Source organism: Cereibacter sphaeroides 2.4.1, assembly GCF_000012905.2.
In the GTDB taxonomy this organism is placed as follows: domain Bacteria; phylum Pseudomonadota; class Alphaproteobacteria; order Rhodobacterales; family Rhodobacteraceae; genus Cereibacter_A; species Cereibacter_A sphaeroides.
Genome location: NC_007493.2, coordinates 949248 through 965772, shown reverse-complemented (window position 1 = coordinate 965772; position 16525 = coordinate 949248). Strand labels below are relative to the sequence as shown.

The 16525-nt window shown below is 69.5% G+C and carries 16 protein-coding genes; 9 read left to right on the top strand and 7 right to left on the bottom strand.

Annotation, left to right across the window (positions count from 1 at the left end; genetic code table 11):
• The first annotated feature begins 29 nt into the window (after positions 1–29).
• Positions 30–545, top strand: coding sequence for a hypothetical protein (locus tag RSP_RS04750; RefSeq protein ID WP_227590632.1), 516 nt, complete (start codon positions 30–32; stop codon positions 543–545).
• Here RSP_RS04750 and RSP_RS04745 read toward each other — a convergent pair.
• The 3 genes from RSP_RS04745 to RSP_RS04735 form a co-directional block, all read right to left on the bottom strand.
• Positions 533–895 (bottom strand): PRC-barrel domain-containing protein, encoded by a 363-nt coding sequence (locus RSP_RS04745; protein ID WP_002719503.1) that lies wholly within the window; start codon positions 893–895, stop codon positions 533–535. The genes RSP_RS04750 and RSP_RS04745 overlap by 13 nt on opposite strands.
• A gap of 85 nt (positions 896–980) precedes the next feature.
• A complete protein-coding gene (locus RSP_RS04740; protein WP_002719502.1) occupies positions 981–1232 on the bottom strand; it encodes a DUF6455 family protein in 252 nt (83 codons plus the stop codon).
• A gap of 74 nt (positions 1233–1306) precedes the next feature.
• Complete coding sequence (locus RSP_RS04735) at positions 1307–2038, bottom strand: M48 family metallopeptidase (protein ID WP_002719501.1); 732 nt, start codon at positions 2036–2038, stop codon at positions 1307–1309.
• Between the two features lie 131 nt (positions 2039–2169).
• Between RSP_RS04735 and RSP_RS04730 the strand changes: the two genes are divergently transcribed.
• Complete coding sequence (locus RSP_RS04730; protein ID WP_011337408.1) at positions 2170–2409, top strand: hypothetical protein; 240 nt, start codon at positions 2170–2172, stop codon at positions 2407–2409.
• Between the two features lie 24 nt (positions 2410–2433).
• Here RSP_RS04730 and RSP_RS04725 read toward each other — a convergent pair whose 3' ends face one another.
• Positions 2434–3027: an NAD(P)H-dependent oxidoreductase gene (locus RSP_RS04725; protein ID WP_011337407.1), complete on the bottom strand. Its 594-nt coding sequence runs from the start codon at positions 3025–3027 to the stop codon at positions 2434–2436.
• 146 nt (positions 3028–3173) lie between these two features.
• Here RSP_RS04725 and RSP_RS04720 point away from each other — a divergent pair, with 146 nt between their 5' ends.
• A complete protein-coding gene (locus tag RSP_RS04720) occupies positions 3174–4118 on the top strand; it encodes a 1-phosphofructokinase family hexose kinase (RefSeq protein ID WP_011337406.1) in 945 nt (314 codons plus the stop codon).
• A gap of 105 nt (positions 4119–4223) precedes the next feature.
• Here the strand turns inward: RSP_RS04720 and RSP_RS04715 are convergent, their stop codons facing one another.
• Positions 4224–5888, bottom strand: coding sequence for an NAD+ synthase (locus RSP_RS04715; protein ID WP_011337405.1), 1665 nt, complete (start codon positions 5886–5888; stop codon positions 4224–4226).
• A 181-nt stretch (positions 5889–6069) separates the two neighbouring features.
• Here RSP_RS04715 and RSP_RS04710 point away from each other — a divergent pair, with 181 nt between their 5' ends.
• On the top strand, positions 6070–7575 hold the full coding sequence (locus tag RSP_RS04710) for an MORN repeat-containing protein (RefSeq protein WP_002719496.1): 1506 nt from the start codon (positions 6070–6072) through the stop codon (positions 7573–7575).
• 497 nt (positions 7576–8072) lie between these two features.
• Here the strand turns inward: RSP_RS04710 and RSP_RS04705 are convergent, their stop codons facing one another.
• The gene (locus RSP_RS04705; RefSeq protein WP_011337404.1) at positions 8073–8531 is read right to left on the bottom strand and encodes a pseudoazurin; all 459 of its coding nucleotides are present in this window, start codon (positions 8529–8531) and stop codon (positions 8073–8075) included.
• Positions 8532–8995: 464 nt separating this feature from the next.
• On the opposite strand from RSP_RS04705, the gene RSP_RS04700 reads away from it, so the two are divergent.
• Positions 8996–10585 (top strand): 2-isopropylmalate synthase, encoded by a 1590-nt coding sequence (locus RSP_RS04700; protein ID WP_011337403.1) that lies wholly within the window; start codon positions 8996–8998, stop codon positions 10583–10585.
• Between the two features lie 186 nt (positions 10586–10771).
• On the opposite strand, the gene RSP_RS04695 is transcribed toward RSP_RS04700, so the two are convergent.
• The gene (locus tag RSP_RS04695) at positions 10772–11728 is read right to left on the bottom strand and encodes an acyltransferase family protein (RefSeq protein WP_011337402.1); all 957 of its coding nucleotides are present in this window, start codon (positions 11726–11728) and stop codon (positions 10772–10774) included.
• Between the two features lie 348 nt (positions 11729–12076).
• Here RSP_RS04695 and RSP_RS04690 point away from each other — a divergent pair, with 348 nt between their 5' ends.
• From RSP_RS04690 to mrdA, 4 genes are read left to right on the top strand one after another with little or no spacing between them, the layout of a single operon-like run.
• Positions 12077–13114 carry a rod shape-determining protein gene (locus RSP_RS04690; RefSeq protein ID WP_002719492.1) on the top strand — a complete coding sequence of 346 codons (1038 nt, stop codon included), beginning with the start codon at positions 12077–12079 and terminating at the stop codon, positions 13112–13114.
• 33 nt (positions 13115–13147) lie between these two features.
• Entirely contained in the window at positions 13148–14050 is a 903-nt protein-coding gene (gene mreC, locus RSP_RS04685) for a rod shape-determining protein MreC (protein ID WP_002719491.1), read from the top strand.
• Positions 14043–14582 carry a hypothetical protein gene (locus RSP_RS04680; RefSeq protein ID WP_002719490.1) on the top strand — a complete coding sequence of 180 codons (540 nt, stop codon included), beginning with the start codon at positions 14043–14045 and terminating at the stop codon, positions 14580–14582. Before mreC ends, RSP_RS04680 begins: the two co-directional genes overlap by 8 nt.
• Positions 14579–16525, top strand: a complete 1947-nt coding sequence (gene mrdA, locus RSP_RS04675) for a penicillin-binding protein 2 (RefSeq protein ID WP_011337401.1) — start codon at positions 14579–14581, stop codon at positions 16523–16525. The genes RSP_RS04680 and mrdA overlap by 4 nt, the downstream gene beginning before the upstream one ends.

Below are 16525 nucleotides of genomic sequence, written 5' to 3'. Positions count from 1 at the left end.
CGCCCTGCGCCGCGGAAGACGCCGTCGAGATGTCCACGCGCGCCGCAGTTCATGAGGTGGTCATCGCGGGGCTGGATTTGGTCGAGGCCGCGTTGAATGGAAACCTCTATCCCCAAGCTGCCAGCCTCATCCGGCAGGAGATCGAGGCGGTCGAAGTCGTTCGCGGGCTTCGGCAAAAGCGGCAGGAGAAGAACAGGACACCGAGGCTCAAGGCCCTGCGGCATCTCGGACGGGATTACAAGATGCTGACCGACCTGGCTCATGTCACGGGCTTCGATCTGCTCCGGCACCTCGCGCTGCAGGAGGATGGAATGGTCCACTTCCGCAGACACAAAGCGATGGCGCGCCACCTGCTCGGGCTTCACATCTTTGCCCTTGCAGGCATCTCCCTCGACGTGTCGCATCTCCGCCCCTTCTCTCCAACAAGTTTCCTCTCGCCCCTCGAGGATGAGCTTATCGCGGGCGTCATGGGCGTTCTGGCTGCGGAGGGGCTCGCAGTCGTCAAGTGGCAGGCCCCTCCGTTTTGCCCGGATCAGATCCAGTAGGGCGGGACGCCGTAGTAGTTGTAGGTGGCCGCGCCCCAGGTGCGGTCTTCGCGCCAGTTCTCGCCGCGCGGGGGCGCGCCTTCCAGCTGCGCGCGCGTGATGTCGGTGACGAAGCCGCCGAGCGTCTGGTCGTAGCTCAGCTTCTTCCACGGGATCGGGTGATGGTCCTCGGCGAGGCCCAGAAAGCCGCCGAAGGCCATGACCGCATAGGCGATCACGCCGGACTCCTTGTCGATCATCAGATGGTCGATATGGCCCAGATGCTCGCCCTTGGGGCTGTAGACGGCCGTGCCGTTCACATCGGCGCTCGAGACCATGTGGCTCGTGCTGGTGGCGGTATGCGGGGTCATGGACGCTCCTCCTTCCAAGCCGCGCGAAGGCGCGGCATCGGAGGAGAAACGGCCCGGAACGGGAGGATGTTCCGAGCCCCGGGGCTCAGGAGGCCAGCGCCTCGATCTCGGTCTTGTTGCGGCAGAAGGCCGGCAGGACGGTGGAGCGGCCGGAATGCGACAGCCAGCCCGTGCAGGCGTCCGAGGCGGTGCAGGTCTGGCAGCGATCCACCATCTCGGCCAGTTCGGCCCGGGTGAGCCAGCCCTCGAGCACGGCGTCGGGGAGGTTCACGCCCGCGACGCGCGCCATGCCCCGGGTGAGCGACCAGGCGCGCGGGGCCTCGACATAACCGATCATGCGATCCTCCTCAGGACGGTTGCGCGCCGACCTTCGCCGGTCGCCGCGCGCGCTTCCATGACGCAGATCAAGCCTTACCAGGCGCTGACATATCCGATGCTCTCGGCCGCGCGGCGCACCGCGGCGATGCGCTGCGCATTGGGCGGGTGGCTGCCGAGGAACGTGTCGCCCGGATCGGGCAGGCGGGTGAAGAACTGCGCGCCATGCACCGGATCGTAACCGGCCCGGATCGCGATCTCGGTCCCGAGCCCGTCGGCCTCGAGCTCGAAATTCTTCGAATAGCTCCGCGCGCCCACATTGGCGCCGAACTCCTGCACCGAGCGGATGGTCTGGGCATCGGCCCCGCCCATCTGCGCCAGCACGCCCGCCAGCACCGCGCCGGTCAGCGCCGTCTCGCGCTGGCGGGGGATATGGCCGAGGATATGGTGCGCCGTCTCGTGGCCCACGACGAAGGCCAGCTCGTCCACGTTGCGCGCGTCGCTGATGAGCGAGAGGGTGAGGCCGATCACCGGCCGTCCGTAATCGTCGAGCGTCTGGAAGGCGTTCGGGTCGAGCCCGGGACGGGCATCGACGGCGATCTGGAAATCGCAGGGCACGCCGCGGGTGCGTTCGCGGCAGATGGCCTCGGCCACCGGCTCGACGCGTGCGACCACGGCCGGAAAGGCCCGCTGCGCATCGGCGGGCGTCAGGAACGGCCCCGGATCGGGCGCGGCCTGATAGCTTCCCGGCCCCAGAGCCTCAGGCCCCATCGGTGCGGAACAGCCCGCCAGCACCAGTAGAACGGCGGCAAACCCGAACCGCAGCATCCGTCACCCCATCTCGTTTTCGGCGAACCTTAACAGAACGCGAGGCGGGCGAAAGGGCCCGTCACGCGAAGGTGCGGGCACCCGCCGTCGCGCGGGTTGAGCTTCCCCGTCCCCTGCCCTACCATCGGCCCATGTTCACCATCGAGCACGATTTCGACGCGACCGTCATCACCCTCATCGATGAGGGCGGCCCCCATCTGCAGGAGGATGTCACGATCTCGGCCTTCGAGGATGTGGTCACGCTGGAGCAGGTGGATCCGCGCCGGGACGAGGTGATCCGCATCACCCTCTCCATGGCGCAGATCCGTGATCTCGCCGCCGCGCTGAACCTGCCCGAGGGCAGCTATCGCCTCGCCCGCCCCGGGGAGTGAGCCGCAGGGCGCGCGCGCCGCGGCTCAAGCCGTGAGCTTCTCCGCCATCTTCACCAGCCGGCGCACCTGATGGGCGATGGCCCCTCTGGCCGCCTCGTCGAACTCGGCGCCCTGCGTGTGGCTGTAGCCATAGGGGTTGCCGCCCGCCTTGAAGAGCACGGGGTCGGTATAGCCCGGCGCCACGATGATCGATCCCCAGTGGAGGAAGGTGGTGTAGAGGCCGAGGATCGTGGCCTCCTGCCCGCCGTGCACGTTCTGCGCCGAGCTCATCGCGCTCACGGCCTTGTCGGCGAGCTTGCCCTGCGACCAGAGCGGGCCCAGCGTGTCGATGAAGGCGCGCAGCTGGCTCGGGCCCGCGCCGAAGCGGGTGGGGGCGGAGAAGAGATAGGCATCGGCCCAGTCGAGATCCTCGGGACGGGCCTCGGCAATATCGGCCATCCGCTCCACCTGCGCCTTCCAGGCCTCCTGCCCGTTGACGACCGAGGCGGGCGCCGTCTCGGCGATCTTGCGCAGCCGCACCTCGGCGCCGGTCGCGCGGGCGGCCTCGTCGGCGATCTCGGCCATGCGGTGGTTGGTGCCGTAGGTCGTGTAGAACAGGATGGCGAGTTTCACGGGCATGGGATCCTCCTTGCAGCCCCGGCCGAACGGAGGCGGGCGGCCTTCGGTTCCCATTCGGGGCGCCCGGCAGCTTCTTCCGCCGCTGCATCGCGGCATTGTGCCCGGCGGACGGGTCTGGCACTCTGCCCCAAAACGGGAACCGAGCCATGATCCCCATTCTCACGTTGACGCTGAACCCGGCGATCGACCTCGCTGCCGACGTGCCGCAGGTCCTGCCGGGCATCAAGCTGCGCTGCACCGAGCCCCGGGTCGATCCGGGCGGCGGCGGGCTGAACGTCAGCCGCGCCATCCGCATCCTCGGCGGCCGGAGCACCGCCTTCGTGGCCCTCGGCGGCAACATCGGCGGGCGGCTGGCCGCCCTGGTCGCGGCGGCCGGCATCGAGATCGTGGCCTTCTCGGGCCCCGGCGAGACGCGCGAAAGCCTCACCGTCACCGAAACGGCCACGGGCCGGCAGTTCCGCTTCATGCTGCCGGGCGCCGCCTGGGACGCAGAGCGCGTCGAGGCCGCTCTGGCCCGGATCGACCGCGCCGTGCCCGAAGGCGGCATGGTGGTGCTCTCGGGCTCGCTGCCGCCCGGCGTGCCGGCCGACTTCCCGGCCATGGTCTCCCGGGTGCTGGGCAAGCGCGCCCGGCTTCTGGTCGACACGTCCGGCGCGCCGCTCGCCCATCTGGCGGCGGGCGGGGTGCCCGACCTCGACATCCTGCGGATGGACGATGGCGAGGCCGCGAGCCTTGCCGGCCGCCCCCTCGCCTGCGCCTCCGAAACGGCCGATTTCGCCTCAAGCCTCGTGGCCCGCGGCGTGGCCGAGTGCGTGATCGTCGCCCGCGGCGCCGACGGATCGGTCCTCGCCGATGCCCGCGGCCGCTGGCACGCCCGCTCCGAACCGGTCGAGGTGGTGAGCGCGGTGGGTGCGGGCGACACGTTCGTCGGCGCCTTCGTCCTCGCCCTCTCGCGGGGCGCCCCGCCGGAGGAGGCGCTGGCCCATGGCGTGGCCGGCGCCGCGGCGGCCGTCCTCACCGAGGCGACCGAACTCTGCCATCCCGAGGATGTGGCGCGCCTCCTGCCCTCCGCCGCCGCGACGGCCCTCTGAGCCCGCGCGGCGCCCTCTCCCTTTCAGTCTGGTCCAAATATCCCGCGGGGGAGCCCGGCCCCCGGCCGGGCGGCGGGGGCGCGCAGCCCCCGCACGACGCGGGTCTCAGGCGCCGCCCGCATCCCGCCAGCGGTTCACCATCGGATAGCGCCGGTCGAGCCAGAAGGCCCGCCGCGTGAGCCGCGTCCCCGGCGCCGACTGGAAGCGCTTCCATTCGCTGCCGAGGATCAGCCGCTCGATCCGCGCCACCGTCTCGCGCTCGAAGCCCCGCGCCACCAGCTCGGCCACACCCTCCTCGCGGTCCACGAGCCCTTCGAGGATCGCGTCGAGCGTGGCATAGGGCGGCAGGCTGTCCTCATCCTTCTGGTCCTCGCGCAGCTCGGCCGAGGGCGGCTTGTCGATCACCCGCGGCGGGATCACCTCGCCCTCGGGCCCCTTCATCCAGGGGCGGTGGTGGCCGTTGCGCCAGCGGCACATCTGGAACACCCGGGTCTTGTAGAGATCCTTGATCGGATTGTAGCCCCCGTTCATGTCGCCGTAGATCGTGCAGTAGCCCACCGCCACCTCGGACTTGTTGCCGGTGGTCAGGAGCATCTCGCCGAACTTGTTCGACAGCGCCATGAGCAGAAGGCCCCGCAGGCGGCTCTGGATGTTCTCCTCGGTGATGCCGGGCTCGGTGCCTTCGAAGAGCGGCCCGAGCGCCGCCCCCACCGCCTCCTGCGGCCCCCCGATCCCCACCTCGTCCAGACGGCAGCCGAGGGCGCGGGCCACCGCCGCGGCATCCTCGAGCGAGGCCTGCGAGGTGAAGCGCGAGGGCAGCATCACGCAGCGCACGGCCTCGGGGCCCAGCGCATCGGCGGCGATGGCTGCAACCAGAGCGGAATCGATCCCGCCCGACAGCCCCAGAAGCACGCGCGAAAAGCCGCTCTTGCCCAGATAATCGCGCAGCGACAGCACCATCGCGTGATAGTCGGCCTCCCAGAGGTCGGGCTGGGCCACGATGGGCGCGGGCAGCGCCCGCCAGCCCTCGTCCGCCGCCTCGAAATCGACATGGACGAGCGCCTCCTCGAAGGCCGGAAGCTGGGCCATCAGCCGCCCGTGCGGATTGAGCACGAAGGAGGCGCCGTCGAACACCTGATCGTCCTGCCCGCCCACCATGTTGAGATAGACGAGCGGCAGCCCGGTCTCGACCACCCGCGTGACCATCAGGTTCACCCGCACATCCAGCTTCTCGCGGTGATAGGGCGAGCCGTTCGGCACCAGAAGGATCTCGGCCCCGGTCTCGGCCAGCGTCTCGCAGACATCCGGGTGCCAGCTGTCCTCGCAGATCGGAATGCCGATGCGCAAGGGCCCCACCCGGCAGGGCCCGTGCACCTCGCCGGACGAGAAGACCCGCTTCTCGTCGAACACTTCGGCATTGGGCAGATGGTGCTTGAACACGCGGGCGCTGACCCGGCCGCCCTCCAGCACCCAGTAGGCATTCATCAGCCGCCCGTCCTCGAGGCAGGGCCCGCCGATGCCGATGGCCGGCCCCTCGGCGCAGTCGGCGGCCAGCCGCTCGATCGTGGCCATCGCCTCCTCGACGAAGGCCCGCCGCAGCACCAGATCCTGCGTCTGATAGCCCGTCACGAACATCTCGGTCAGGGCCAGCATGTCCGACCCGGCGGCGCGCGCCTCGTCCCACGCCCGGCGGGCCAGCGCCGCATTTCCGGCAAGATCGCCCACCGTCGGATTGAGCTGCGCGAGGGTCAGGCGGAAGCGTTCTGTCATGGTCTCCGATCCGTCGGGGTCCCGGCTCACGCGGGTTTGGCTTGTCTTCTACCAGACTGCCGGGCAAGGGAAAGGCGATAGCGGCCGATGCGCTTGTCAGCCGGAGGGCCAGCCTCTAGGCTCCCGCCCGGCCAGCATCATGCCAGCAGGGCGGAGCAGTCGGCGAACGGGGCAGGAACGGATGCGGAAGACGAAGGAACGGATCGGACGGGCCAGAAGACACGGTCTGGCCGCCGTGGCACTTGGAGCGGCACTGGGGGCCCCGGCGGTCCTCGCGCAGGATCCGGGCGCGGTGACGACCAAGCAGTATGACGACGGCTCGGTCTACGAGGGCACGTTCCGCAACGGCCTCCAGCACGGGACGGGCACCTACCGGCTGCCCAACGGCTACGAATATTCCGGCGACTGGACCGATGGCGAGATCCGCGGAGAGGGCCGCGCCCGGTTTCCCAACGGCTCGGTCTACGAGGGCGCCTTCGTCGCGGGCAAGCCCGAGGGGCGGGGCAAGATCACCTTCTCGGACGGCGGCACCTACGAGGGCGACTGGGCCGGCGGGCAGATGACCGGCGAGGGCGTGGCGCGCTATGCCAACGGCTCGGTCTATACCGGCCAGTTCCGCAATGCCGTCCACCACGGCAGGGGCGTACTCGAGAACCCCGGCGGCTACCGCTACGAGGGCGACTGGGTCGAGGGCGTCAAGGAGGGCCGGGGCAAGATCACCTATCCCGACGGCGCGATCTACGAGGGCGATCTGGTCAAGGGCCAGCGTCAGGGCCAGGGCACGCTCACCATGCCCGACGGGCTCGTCTATGTGGGCGCCTGGGACAATGGTCAGATCAACGGCACGGGCAGGCTCACCCAGCCCAATGGCGACATCTACGAGGGCCCGCTCAAGGACGGCCAGCGCGAGGGCCGCGGCAAGGTCACCCACAAGAACGGCGATGTCTACGAAGGCGAGTTCCATGCCGACCGGCGCCACGGGCAGGGCACCTTCCGCGGCACCGACGGCTATGTCTACGAAGGCGCCTGGGTCGAGGGCCGGATCGAGGGTCAGGGCCGCGTCACCTATCCCGACGGCTCGGTCTATGTGGGCCGGTTCCACGAGGACCAGCCCGAGGGGCGCGGCAAGATCACCTATCCCGACGGCTCGACCTACGAGGGTGACTGGAAGGACGGCGTGATCGAGGGGCGCGGCACCGCCACCTATGCCAACGGCCTCGTCTACGAAGGCCAGTTCCATGCCGCCAAGAACCATGGGCAGGGCGTCATGACCTATCCCGACGGCTACCGCTACGAGGGCGACTGGGTCGAGGGCCAGCGCCACGGCCGGGGCACGGCCACCTATGCCGACGGCACGGTCTATACCGGCCAGTTCGTGCGCGGCCAGCGCGAGGGAGAGGGCGAGATCGTGATGGCCGACGGCTTCCGCTACAAGGGCGGCTGGAAGGCGGGCGAGATCGACGGCGAGGGCATCGCCACCTACGCCAACGGCGACGTCTACGAAGGCACCTTCAAGGCCGGCAAGCGGCAGGGCCAGGGCGTGATGCGCTATGCCACGGGTCAGGAGAGCGCGGGCGAATGGAAGGACGGGATCCTCGCCGAGCCTGCCGCCGAGGCCCCCGCCGGGGAGGCTCCCGCCCCGGCCGAGGATGCCACGCCCCCCGCCGAGGCCTCCACCGCCGACTGAACCGGCCCCCGGCGGAAAGCCCGCCGGGACAGCCCGTCCGTCGCGCCCTCACGGCTCGGATCCCGACAACCGCCGTCGAACGCGGGGATCGCACCCTCGCGGCCCGGCAGGTCCGGGCGCGGGACCGCGTTCGGTCTTCGCCGCCTCTCCGGCAACGGCCGGACAGAAGACTGCATCACGGCCTCACCGCCGCGAACCGCGGGCCCGGACGGGGCGCCGCATCGCGCCCCTGCCGCTTCTCAAGGGAGAAACGGCCGGCCATCCGCTAGGTCCTTTCGGGCAGAACAGCCCCGGCTCCGGGACATGGCGGGGCGCCGAGCGCGTCCCGGCCCCCAGGAAGGAGCCGCCGGGGATCGGCGGCCGGGGCCCCGGCCGCCACCTCCATCCCGGGACACGGCGGGGTGCCGAACGCATCGCGACCCGCAGGTAGAAGTCCCGGCCGAGGGAGGGCCGGGACTTCCGGCCGCGGACGAGGGAGCGCCGCGGCGTCCGAGGCGTCAGTTCGCCTCGTAATTCTGCAGCACCTGCGCGAAGAGCGGCTCGAGCCGCGCTTCGGCCCGCGCCGGCTGCGGCACGGACATCGCCTCCTCGAGATTGAGGGGCGCGCCCACCTGAATCAGCGCCACCATGCCCATGCCGTAATAGGGCATGCTCTTCACGCCCCAGACTCCCTCCTGCGTGAGGGTGATGGTCACGGGGCGGTTCATCTCGCCGCGGAAGCCGCGCGCGCCGAGCGGCAGCATCCCCGGGATGATCTCCGCATTGAAGCCCTTCTCGACGGGCAGGAAGGTCACGGTATCGCCGACCTTCGCCTGGATGAAGGCGGGCTCGAAGGCCTTGGCGCCGGTCGAGCCGTTATGGACCATGGCGATCTCGTAGTTCGCGGCGCCGGCGGGTAGCGCGAGGGCCGCGGCCAACCCCGCGGCAAGGCCGATCATCGGAAGGTTCGCAAGCATCTCCATCGTCCTTTCTGGCAAGAGGTTCCGCTGACAGAACCTGTCTACGCCCGACCGCCCCGCGCCGTGTTGCGGTGAGTCAACCGCAGCCGCGACCTGCCCGCGCAGGCAGAAACGCCGTGGCATCCCTGCGTCGGATGCAGCCCTGACACGAGCGGGCCCCGGGACCCCGTGCGGCCCTCGGCGCCCCGTCGGACCTCGGGTCTCCCGCAGAAGCGGAGGCCCTGCCCGGAGGAAAAAGCGCCATGCCCCGTCACTTTCGCACTTTCCTTTTGCGCCCTGCTCCGTAATATCCGCGCCATGACACGGGACCGCACCATCGCGATCAGCTCCGCCACGCCCCTCCGGGCTGTGGCTGCCCGTGCGCTTCTTCTCCTTAGCTGCCTCTGAGCGTGCCCTTGGGCGCGACCGCTCGGAGGTGACCAGCGCCCGGGACCGAAGCTGAGCACAACGAGAGAATTCACATGACCGACACGACCAAGACCGCCTCCGAGCAGGACCGCGTCCTGATTTTCGACACCACGCTCAGGGATGGCGAACAGTCGCCCGGCGCGACCATGACGCATGACGAGAAGCTCGAGATCGCGGCGCTGCTCGACGAGATGGGCGTGGACATCATAGAGGCGGGCTTCCCCATCGCCTCCGAGGGCGATTTCGAGGCCGTCTCGGCCATCGCGCGGCAGTCGAAGAACGCCACGATCTGCGGCCTCGCGCGGGCCAACTACAAGGACATCGACCGCTGCTGGGAGGCGGTGCGCCACGCGAAATCCCCCCGCATCCACACCTTCATCGGCACCTCGCCGCTGCACCGGGCGATCCCGAACCTCGACATGGACCAGATGGCCGAGCGGATCCACGACACGGTGAGCCACGCCCGCAACCTCTGCGACAATGTGCAATGGTCGCCGATGGATGCGACGCGGACCGAGCACGATTATCTCTGCCGCGTGGTCGAGATCGCGATCAAGGCGGGCGCCACCACGATCAACATCCCCGACACGGTGGGCTACACCGCCCCGCGCGAAAGCGCCGACCTGATCCGGATGCTCGTCGAGCGCGTGCCGGGTGCGGACACGATCGTCTTCGCCACCCACTGCCACAACGATCTGGGCATGGCGACGGCGAACGCGCTGGCGGCCGTCGAGGCGGGCGCGCGGCAGATCGAATGCACGATCAACGGCCTCGGCGAGCGCGCGGGCAACACCGCCCTCGAAGAGGTGGTGATGGCGCTGAAGGTGCGCAACGACATCATGCCGTTCCGCACCGGCATCGATACGACCAAGATCATGAACATCAGCCGCAAGGTCGCCACCGTCTCGGGCTTCCCGGTGCAGTTCAACAAGGCCGTCGTCGGCAAGAACGCCTTCGCCCACGAGTCCGGCATCCATCAGGACGGGATGCTGAAGAACGCCCAGACCTTCGAGATCATGCGACCCGCGGACGTGGGCCTCGCCGACACGTCGCTGGTGATGGGCAAGCATTCGGGCCGGGCGGCGCTGCGCGCCAAGCTCAAGGATCTGGGCTACGATCTGGCCGACAACCAGCTGAACGACGTCTTCGTGCGGTTCAAGGCGCTCGCCGACCGCAAGAAGGAGGTCTATGACGACGACATCGTCGCCCTGATCCAGGATCAGGTGACCTCGGCCGAACATGACACGCTGCAGCTCAAGCGGCTGCGCGTGGTCTGCGGCACCGACGGCCCGCAGGAGGCCGAGATGACGCTCTCGGTCGAGGGGGTGGACCATGCCATCGACGCGACCGGCGACGGGCCGGTGGATGCGGCCTTCAACGCGGTGAAGATGATCTATCCGCACCATGCCAAGCTGCATCTCTATCAGGTCCATGCGGTGACCGAGGGCACCGACGCGCAGGCGACGGTCTCGGTCCGGCTCGAGGAGGACGGCAAGATCGCCACGGGTCAGGCCGCCGACACCGACACGGTGGTGGCGAGCGTGAAGGCCTATGTGAACGCGCTGAACCGCCTGATCCACCGTCGCCAGAAGTCGGCGCCGGGCGCGGACATGAAGGACGTGCATTACAGCTCGCACGCCTGAGCGGGGCCGGCCGCCCGACGGGCGGCCCCCTTATTGGACCATGGCTCCATCGGATCGGGCCGCCTCACGGGCGGCCCGTCTCGTTCGGGCCTGCCGCCCTGCGCAGGATCGGCCCCCTGCCCCGGACTCGGCACAGACCCTGCCCGGTCAGGCTCTGCGACAGGCCCCGCGATGATAGGGAGAGGGTCAGAGGATCGGCAGCCGCCGCGCGGCAAGCACCACCGGCACCGCGAGAAGCGACGCGAGGCAGAGCCCGATCAGCGTGCGCAGCGTATCCCCCATCTCGACGTCGTAGGTGAAATGCAGCACCGCGATATGGACGAGATAGAGCGCCGTCGCGAACTGGCCGAAGTCGCGGCTCCGGCCCATCAGCCTCCGGCCCTTCACGGTCAGGAACAGGGCCGGGCAGACCAGCGCCAGAGAGGCGAAGATCTCGAACACCGGATCCTCGCGGTTCCAGACCATGTTCGCCCCCCATTCGGCCAGCAGGAGCGCCGAGGCCGCAGCCAGCACCGCCGGGGTGCCGAAGCGCGCGAGCCTCTCCTCGTGCCGCGCGATGAGCACGCCCGCCACGAGGAACGGAAAGCCCATGAAGAGGAAGTTGCGATAGGTCTGCACCCGGTTCAGCAGATCGTCGACCGGCGGCTCGAAGAGGTGGAAATTGCCCGCATACTGGATGCCCACGCCACAGGCGAAGGCCAGAAGCGCGGTTCCCGCCAGCACCCGCTCGCCCAACGGCCTCAGCGCCGCCACGAGAAGCCCCGCGAGCAGCAGCGCCAGCAGATACCAGAGGTGATAATAGCCGAAGAACAGCACCTCGCGCCCGAAGGCCGGCACCTTCAGCGCCCCCGGCAGCCAGAGCGGCGCATAGAGCGCCATCCAGATCCCATAGAGCAGCGCCACCCGCCGCGCCCAGAGCCAGAGCCCGCGGTCGAGCTGCCTCTCGAGATAATAACCGTTGATGACGAGAAAGGTCGGCACGGCGATCCGGAACAGGCAGTTGGTGAAGAAGTCGGAGGCCATCGGATGCAGGTCGCGCAGGAAGCCCGCATGAAGCCCCACGACCATCACGGCCATCACGATCTTGAGAGCGTCGAGCGACAGGTTCCGCAGCGGCGGGCTTGGAGCGGCGGAGGGGGACAATCTGCTTCCTCATCTTGTCGGACGGGCGGAAGCTAGCGCGGCGCGCGGCCACGGCAAAGGCGGCGAAAGCGGGCAGGCGAGGCAGCGCCTCACTTTTCTGCGCTCGTCTCGACCGAAACCGCCGGGCTTCCGGCCGCAGGACAGGCCCCGTCCTGCCCGCCTCCCCTCCCCCATCTCGACCGGCACCGGCAGCCCGGAGGAGCCCTCCATTCCGCCGGGCGCGCGGATTGACGCCGTCCCCTCCTGTCAGGGGCCTTTCCCTCTCGGCGCACCCTTCCTATAAGCAGGGCGCCTGCCTCGCCGAGAGTCGCGGGTATTTCCTTCTTCGCAGGACAGGATCAGCAGAGCATGTCGTTTCTCACCGGCCTCTTCTCGTCGGACATGGCCATCGACCTCGGCACCGCGAACACGCTGATCTACGTTCGCGGCAAGGGCATCGTGCTCAGCGAACCTTCGGTGGTGGCCTACCATGTGAAGGACGGCAAGAAGCAGGTTCTGGCCGTGGGCGAGGACGCCAAGCTGATGCTGGGCCGCACGCCGGGCTCCATCGAGGCCATCCGCCCGATGCGCGAGGGCGTGATCGCCGACTTCGACACCGCCGAGGAGATGATCAAGCACTTCATCCGCAAGGTGCACAAGCGCACGACCTTCTCGAAGCCGAAGATCATCGTCTGCGTGCCGCACGGCGCGACTCCGGTCGAGAAACGGGCGATCCGCCAGTCGGTCCTGTCGGCCGGCGCCCGCCGCGCGGGCCTGATCGCCGAGCCGATCGCCGCGGCCATCGGCGCGGGCATGCCCATCACCGACCCCACCGGCAACATGGTGGTGGATGTGGGCGGCGGCACGACCGAAGTGGCGGTGCTCTCGCTCGGCGACATCGTCTATGCCCGCTCGGTGCGGGTCGGTGGCGACCGGATGGACGAGGCGATCGTGGCCTATCTCCGCCGCCACCAGAACCTGCTGATCGGCGACTCCACCGCCGAGCGGATCAAGACCTCGATCGGCACCGCGCGAATGCCCGACGACGGACGCGGCCAGTCCATGACGATCCGCGGCCGCGACCTGTTGAACGGCGTGCCGAAGGAGACCGAGATCAATCAGGCGCAGGTCGCCGAGGCGCTGGCAGAGCCCGTGCAGCAGATCTGCGACGCGGTGATGCAGGCGCTGGAGGCCACGCCCCCGGATCTCGCCGCCGACATCGTCGACCGCGGCGTGATGCTGACGGGCGGCGGCGCGCTGCTCGGCGATCTCGACCTTGCGCTCCGCGAGCAGACCGGCCTCTCGATCTCGGTGGCCAACGAGTCACTGAATTGTGTGGCCCTCGGCACCGGCAAGGCGCTGGAATACGAGAAACAGCTCCGGCATGTGATCGACTACGAAAGCTGACGGCCCCGCCGCCGGCTCTGAGAGGGAGCGCCCTTGGCCCGAGACCGGACCAGACCGGAGGATTTCACCCGTCCGCTGCGCCGCATCCTCGTCGGCGGGCTGGTCCTGCTGCTGCTCGGGATCTTCCTGATCTGGCGGATCGACAGCCCGCGCGTCGAGCAGTTCCGCGCGGCGCTGATCGACCGCGTGGTGCCCTCGTTCGAATGGCTGATGACGCCCATGACCAAGGTCGCGGGCATGGTCGAGAACTTCCAGTCCTACACGCGGATCTACGAGCAGAATCAGGAGCTGCGGCGCGAGCTTCAGCAGATGAAGGCCTGGAAGGAAGCGGCGCTTCAGCTCGAGCAGAAGAACGCGCGGCTTCTGGACCTCAATCAGGTGCGGCTCGATCCGAAGCTCACCCATGTCACGGGCGTCGTGCTGGCCGACTCGGGCTCGCCCTTCCGCCAGTCGGTCCTGTTGAATGTGGGCGCACGCGACGGCATCCGCGACGGTTGGGCCACGATGGACGGGATCGGCCTCGTCGGCCGGATCTCGGGCGTCGGCCGCACCACGAGCCGGGTGATCCTGCTCACCGACACGAGCAGCCGCATCCCCGTGACGGTGCAGCCCTCGGGCCAGCGCGCCCTGTTGACAGGTGACAACTCGCCCTCCCCGCCGCTCGAATTCCTCGACAAGCCCGACCTCGTACGGCCGGGCGACCGGGTGGTGACCTCGGGCGACGGCGGGGTCTTCCCGGCCGATCTTCTCGTGGGACAGGTGGCGCAGGGGCCGGATCGCCGGCTCCGGGTGCGGCTTGCGGCCGATTACGGGCGGCTCGAGTTCCTGCGCGTGCTGCGCAGCCACGAGCTCGAACCGATCAGCGATCCGGGCAAGCTGGTGGCCGAGCCCCCCGCCCCGCCCGCCCCCGCTGCGGTGGAGGGTGCCGATGGCTGAGGGTGTGCGCCGCCGCGTCTGGCTTTATCCCACGGCCTTCGTGGCCATCGCGGCCTTCCTGGTGGTGCTGCGCCTGCTGCCGCTCGGCCTGCGCGCCGGAGCCTGGCCGGGCCCGGACCTCCTGCTCTGCCTGATCCTCGCCTGGGTGATCCGGCGGCCCGACTACCTGCCCGCGCCGCTTCTGGCGGTGGTGCTCCTGCTCGAGGATCTGCTCCTCATGCGCCCGCCGGGGCTCTGGGCCGCGCTGGTGCTGGTGGCCACCGAGTTCCTGCGCTCGCGCGCGGCCCTCACGCGCGAGCTGAGCTTTCCGGTCGAGTGGCTGCTCGTCTCGGGCGTCATGCTCGCCCTGCGCTTCGCCGAGCGGACCATCGCCGCGCTGGCGCTCCTGCCGCAGCCCGCGCTCGGCGAGCATCTGTTGCAGACCGCGATGACCATCCTCTGCTATCCTCTGATCGTCGGCTGCTGCTGGCTGCTTCTGGACCTGCGCAAGCCCGCGACGGGAGAACTCGACGCCTTCGGGAGACGCATGTGAGACGATCCGCCCGCGATTCCGAGGACAGCGCCCGCAAGGTGAACCGCCGCGCCCTCTTTCTGGGCGGCGCCATGACGGCCATGTTCGCCGTGCTCGGCGCGCGGATGCGCTATCTTCAGGTGGATCAGGCCGACGAGTTCAAGCTCCTGGCCGAGGAGAACCGGATCAACATCCGGCTGATCCCGCCCACACGCGGCCAGATCTTCGACCGCAACGGCCGCCTGATCGCGGGCAACGAGCAGAATTACCGCGTCGTCATCACGCGCGAGGATGCGGGCGACGTCGAGGCCGTGCTGCGCCGGCTGGCCGACGTGATCCCGCTGACCGAGCCCGACATCGAGCGCGTCATGACCGAGGCCAAGCGTCACAGCCCCTTCGTGCCGATCATCGTGGCCGACCGGATGGCGTGGGACGATCTGTCGAAGGTGGCGATCAACGCGCCGTCCCTGCCCGGTGTCACGCCCGAGGTGGGCCTGAGCCGCGCCTATCCGCTCGACACCGACTTCGCCCATGTGGTGGGCTATGTGGGCCCGGTGAGCGAGAACGACCTCGCCAAGATCGAGGATCCGGATCCGCTGCTGAAGATCCCCGAGTTCCAGATCGGCAAGATCGGTGTCGAGACCTGGATGGAGGGCACGCTGCGCGGCAAGGCCGGCACCAAGCGGATCGAGGTGAACGCCTACGGCCGCATGATGCGCGAGATCGACCGGGTCGAGGGCGATGCGGGCGACGACATCCGGCTGACCATCGACGCCGAGATCCAGGATTTCGTGCAGGCCCGCCTCGGCGCCGAGAGCGCGGCGGCGGTGGCCATCGACGTGATCACGGGCGACATCCTCGCGATCTGCTCGTCGCCCTCGTTCGATCCGAACCTCTTCGTGCGCGGCATCTCGTTCAAGGATTACGCGGCGCTGACCGAGAACGACCACCGGCCGCTCGCCAACAAGGCGGTGCAGGGCGCCTATCCGCCGGGATCGACCTTCAAGATGGTCACGGCGCTTGCTGCCCTCGAGGCGGGCGTGATCACGCCGGAGACCTCGGTCTATTGCCCCGGCCACTACGAGACCGGCGGGCGGCGCTTCCACTGCTGGAAGCGCGGCGGGCACGGCATGGTGTCGCTCTCGCGCTCGCTGTCGGAAAGCTGCGACGTCTATTACTACGACATCGCCCAGCGGGTCGGCATCGACAAGATCGCCGAGATGGGCCGCAGGCTCGGGCTCGGGATGCGCCACGACCTGCCCATGTCGGCCATCACCGAAGGCATCATGCCGGACAAGGCCTGGAAGCGGCAGCGCTACGAGCAGGACTGGCGGATCGGCGACACGATCAACGCCTCGATCGGGCAGGGTTATGTGCTGGCCTCGCCCCTGCAGCTCGCGGTGATGACGGCACGGGTGGCGAGCGGGCGGGCGGTGCAGCCGCGCCTCGTGCGGTCGGTGGGCGACAGCGAGCTGCCGGTGCCCGAGGCGCCGCCGCTCGGCGTCGACGGCTCGCTGCTGCGCTCCGTCCGTCAGGGCATGTATGCCGTCATCAACGAGCGGCGCGGCACCGGCCACACGAACCGGATCGTCGATCCGGCGCTGGTGATGGCGGGCAAGTCCGGCACGAGCCAGGTGCGCAACATCTCGGCCGCCGAACGGGCGCGCGGGGTCATCTCGAACGACCAGCTGCCGTGGAACCGGCGCGACCATGCGCTCTTCGTGGGCTTTGCGCCCTTCGATGCGCCGCGCGTGGCGGTGGCTGTCGTGGTGGAACATGGCGGCGGCGGCTCGTCGGTCGCGGGCCCGATCGTGCGCGACGTGATCCTGCGCTGCCTGACGCCCGGGCCGCTGCCCCCGCTCTCGGCCTATCCCCAGAGCCAGCGCGCCCGGATCGAGACGCTGCTCACCAGCCTGCCACTGCGCAAGATCGAACCCGAAGTCACCACCCGCTCGCGGGCCTGA

Coding starts and splice junctions, on each gene's coding strand:
- RSP_RS04730 (WP_011337408.1), top strand. CDS start 2,170: ATGTTCACCATCGAGCACGATTTCGACGCGACCGTCATCACCCTCATC.
- RSP_RS04705 (WP_011337404.1), bottom strand. CDS start 8,531: ATGCTTGCGAACCTTCCGATGATCGGCCTTGCCGCGGGGTTGGCCGCG.
- RSP_RS04680 (WP_002719490.1), top strand. CDS start 14,043: ATGGCTGAGGGTGTGCGCCGCCGCGTCTGGCTTTATCCCACGGCCTTC.
- RSP_RS04725 (WP_011337407.1), bottom strand. CDS start 3,027: ATGCCCGTGAAACTCGCCATCCTGTTCTACACGACCTACGGCACCAAC.
- RSP_RS04700 (WP_011337403.1), top strand. CDS start 8,996: ATGACCGACACGACCAAGACCGCCTCCGAGCAGGACCGCGTCCTGATT.
- RSP_RS04710 (WP_002719496.1), top strand. CDS start 6,070: ATGCGGAAGACGAAGGAACGGATCGGACGGGCCAGAAGACACGGTCTG.
- RSP_RS04735 (WP_002719501.1), bottom strand. CDS start 2,038: ATGCTGCGGTTCGGGTTTGCCGCCGTTCTACTGGTGCTGGCGGGCTGT.
- RSP_RS04720 (WP_011337406.1), top strand. CDS start 3,174: ATGATCCCCATTCTCACGTTGACGCTGAACCCGGCGATCGACCTCGCT.
- RSP_RS04740 (WP_002719502.1), bottom strand. CDS start 1,232: ATGATCGGTTATGTCGAGGCCCCGCGCGCCTGGTCGCTCACCCGGGGC.
- RSP_RS04750 (WP_227590632.1), top strand. CDS start 30: ATGTCCACGCGCGCCGCAGTTCATGAGGTGGTCATCGCGGGGCTGGAT.
- RSP_RS04715 (WP_011337405.1), bottom strand. CDS start 5,888: ATGACAGAACGCTTCCGCCTGACCCTCGCGCAGCTCAATCCGACGGTG.
- RSP_RS04690 (WP_002719492.1), top strand. CDS start 12,077: ATGTCGTTTCTCACCGGCCTCTTCTCGTCGGACATGGCCATCGACCTC.
- RSP_RS04745 (WP_002719503.1), bottom strand. CDS start 895: ATGACCCCGCATACCGCCACCAGCACGAGCCACATGGTCTCGAGCGCC.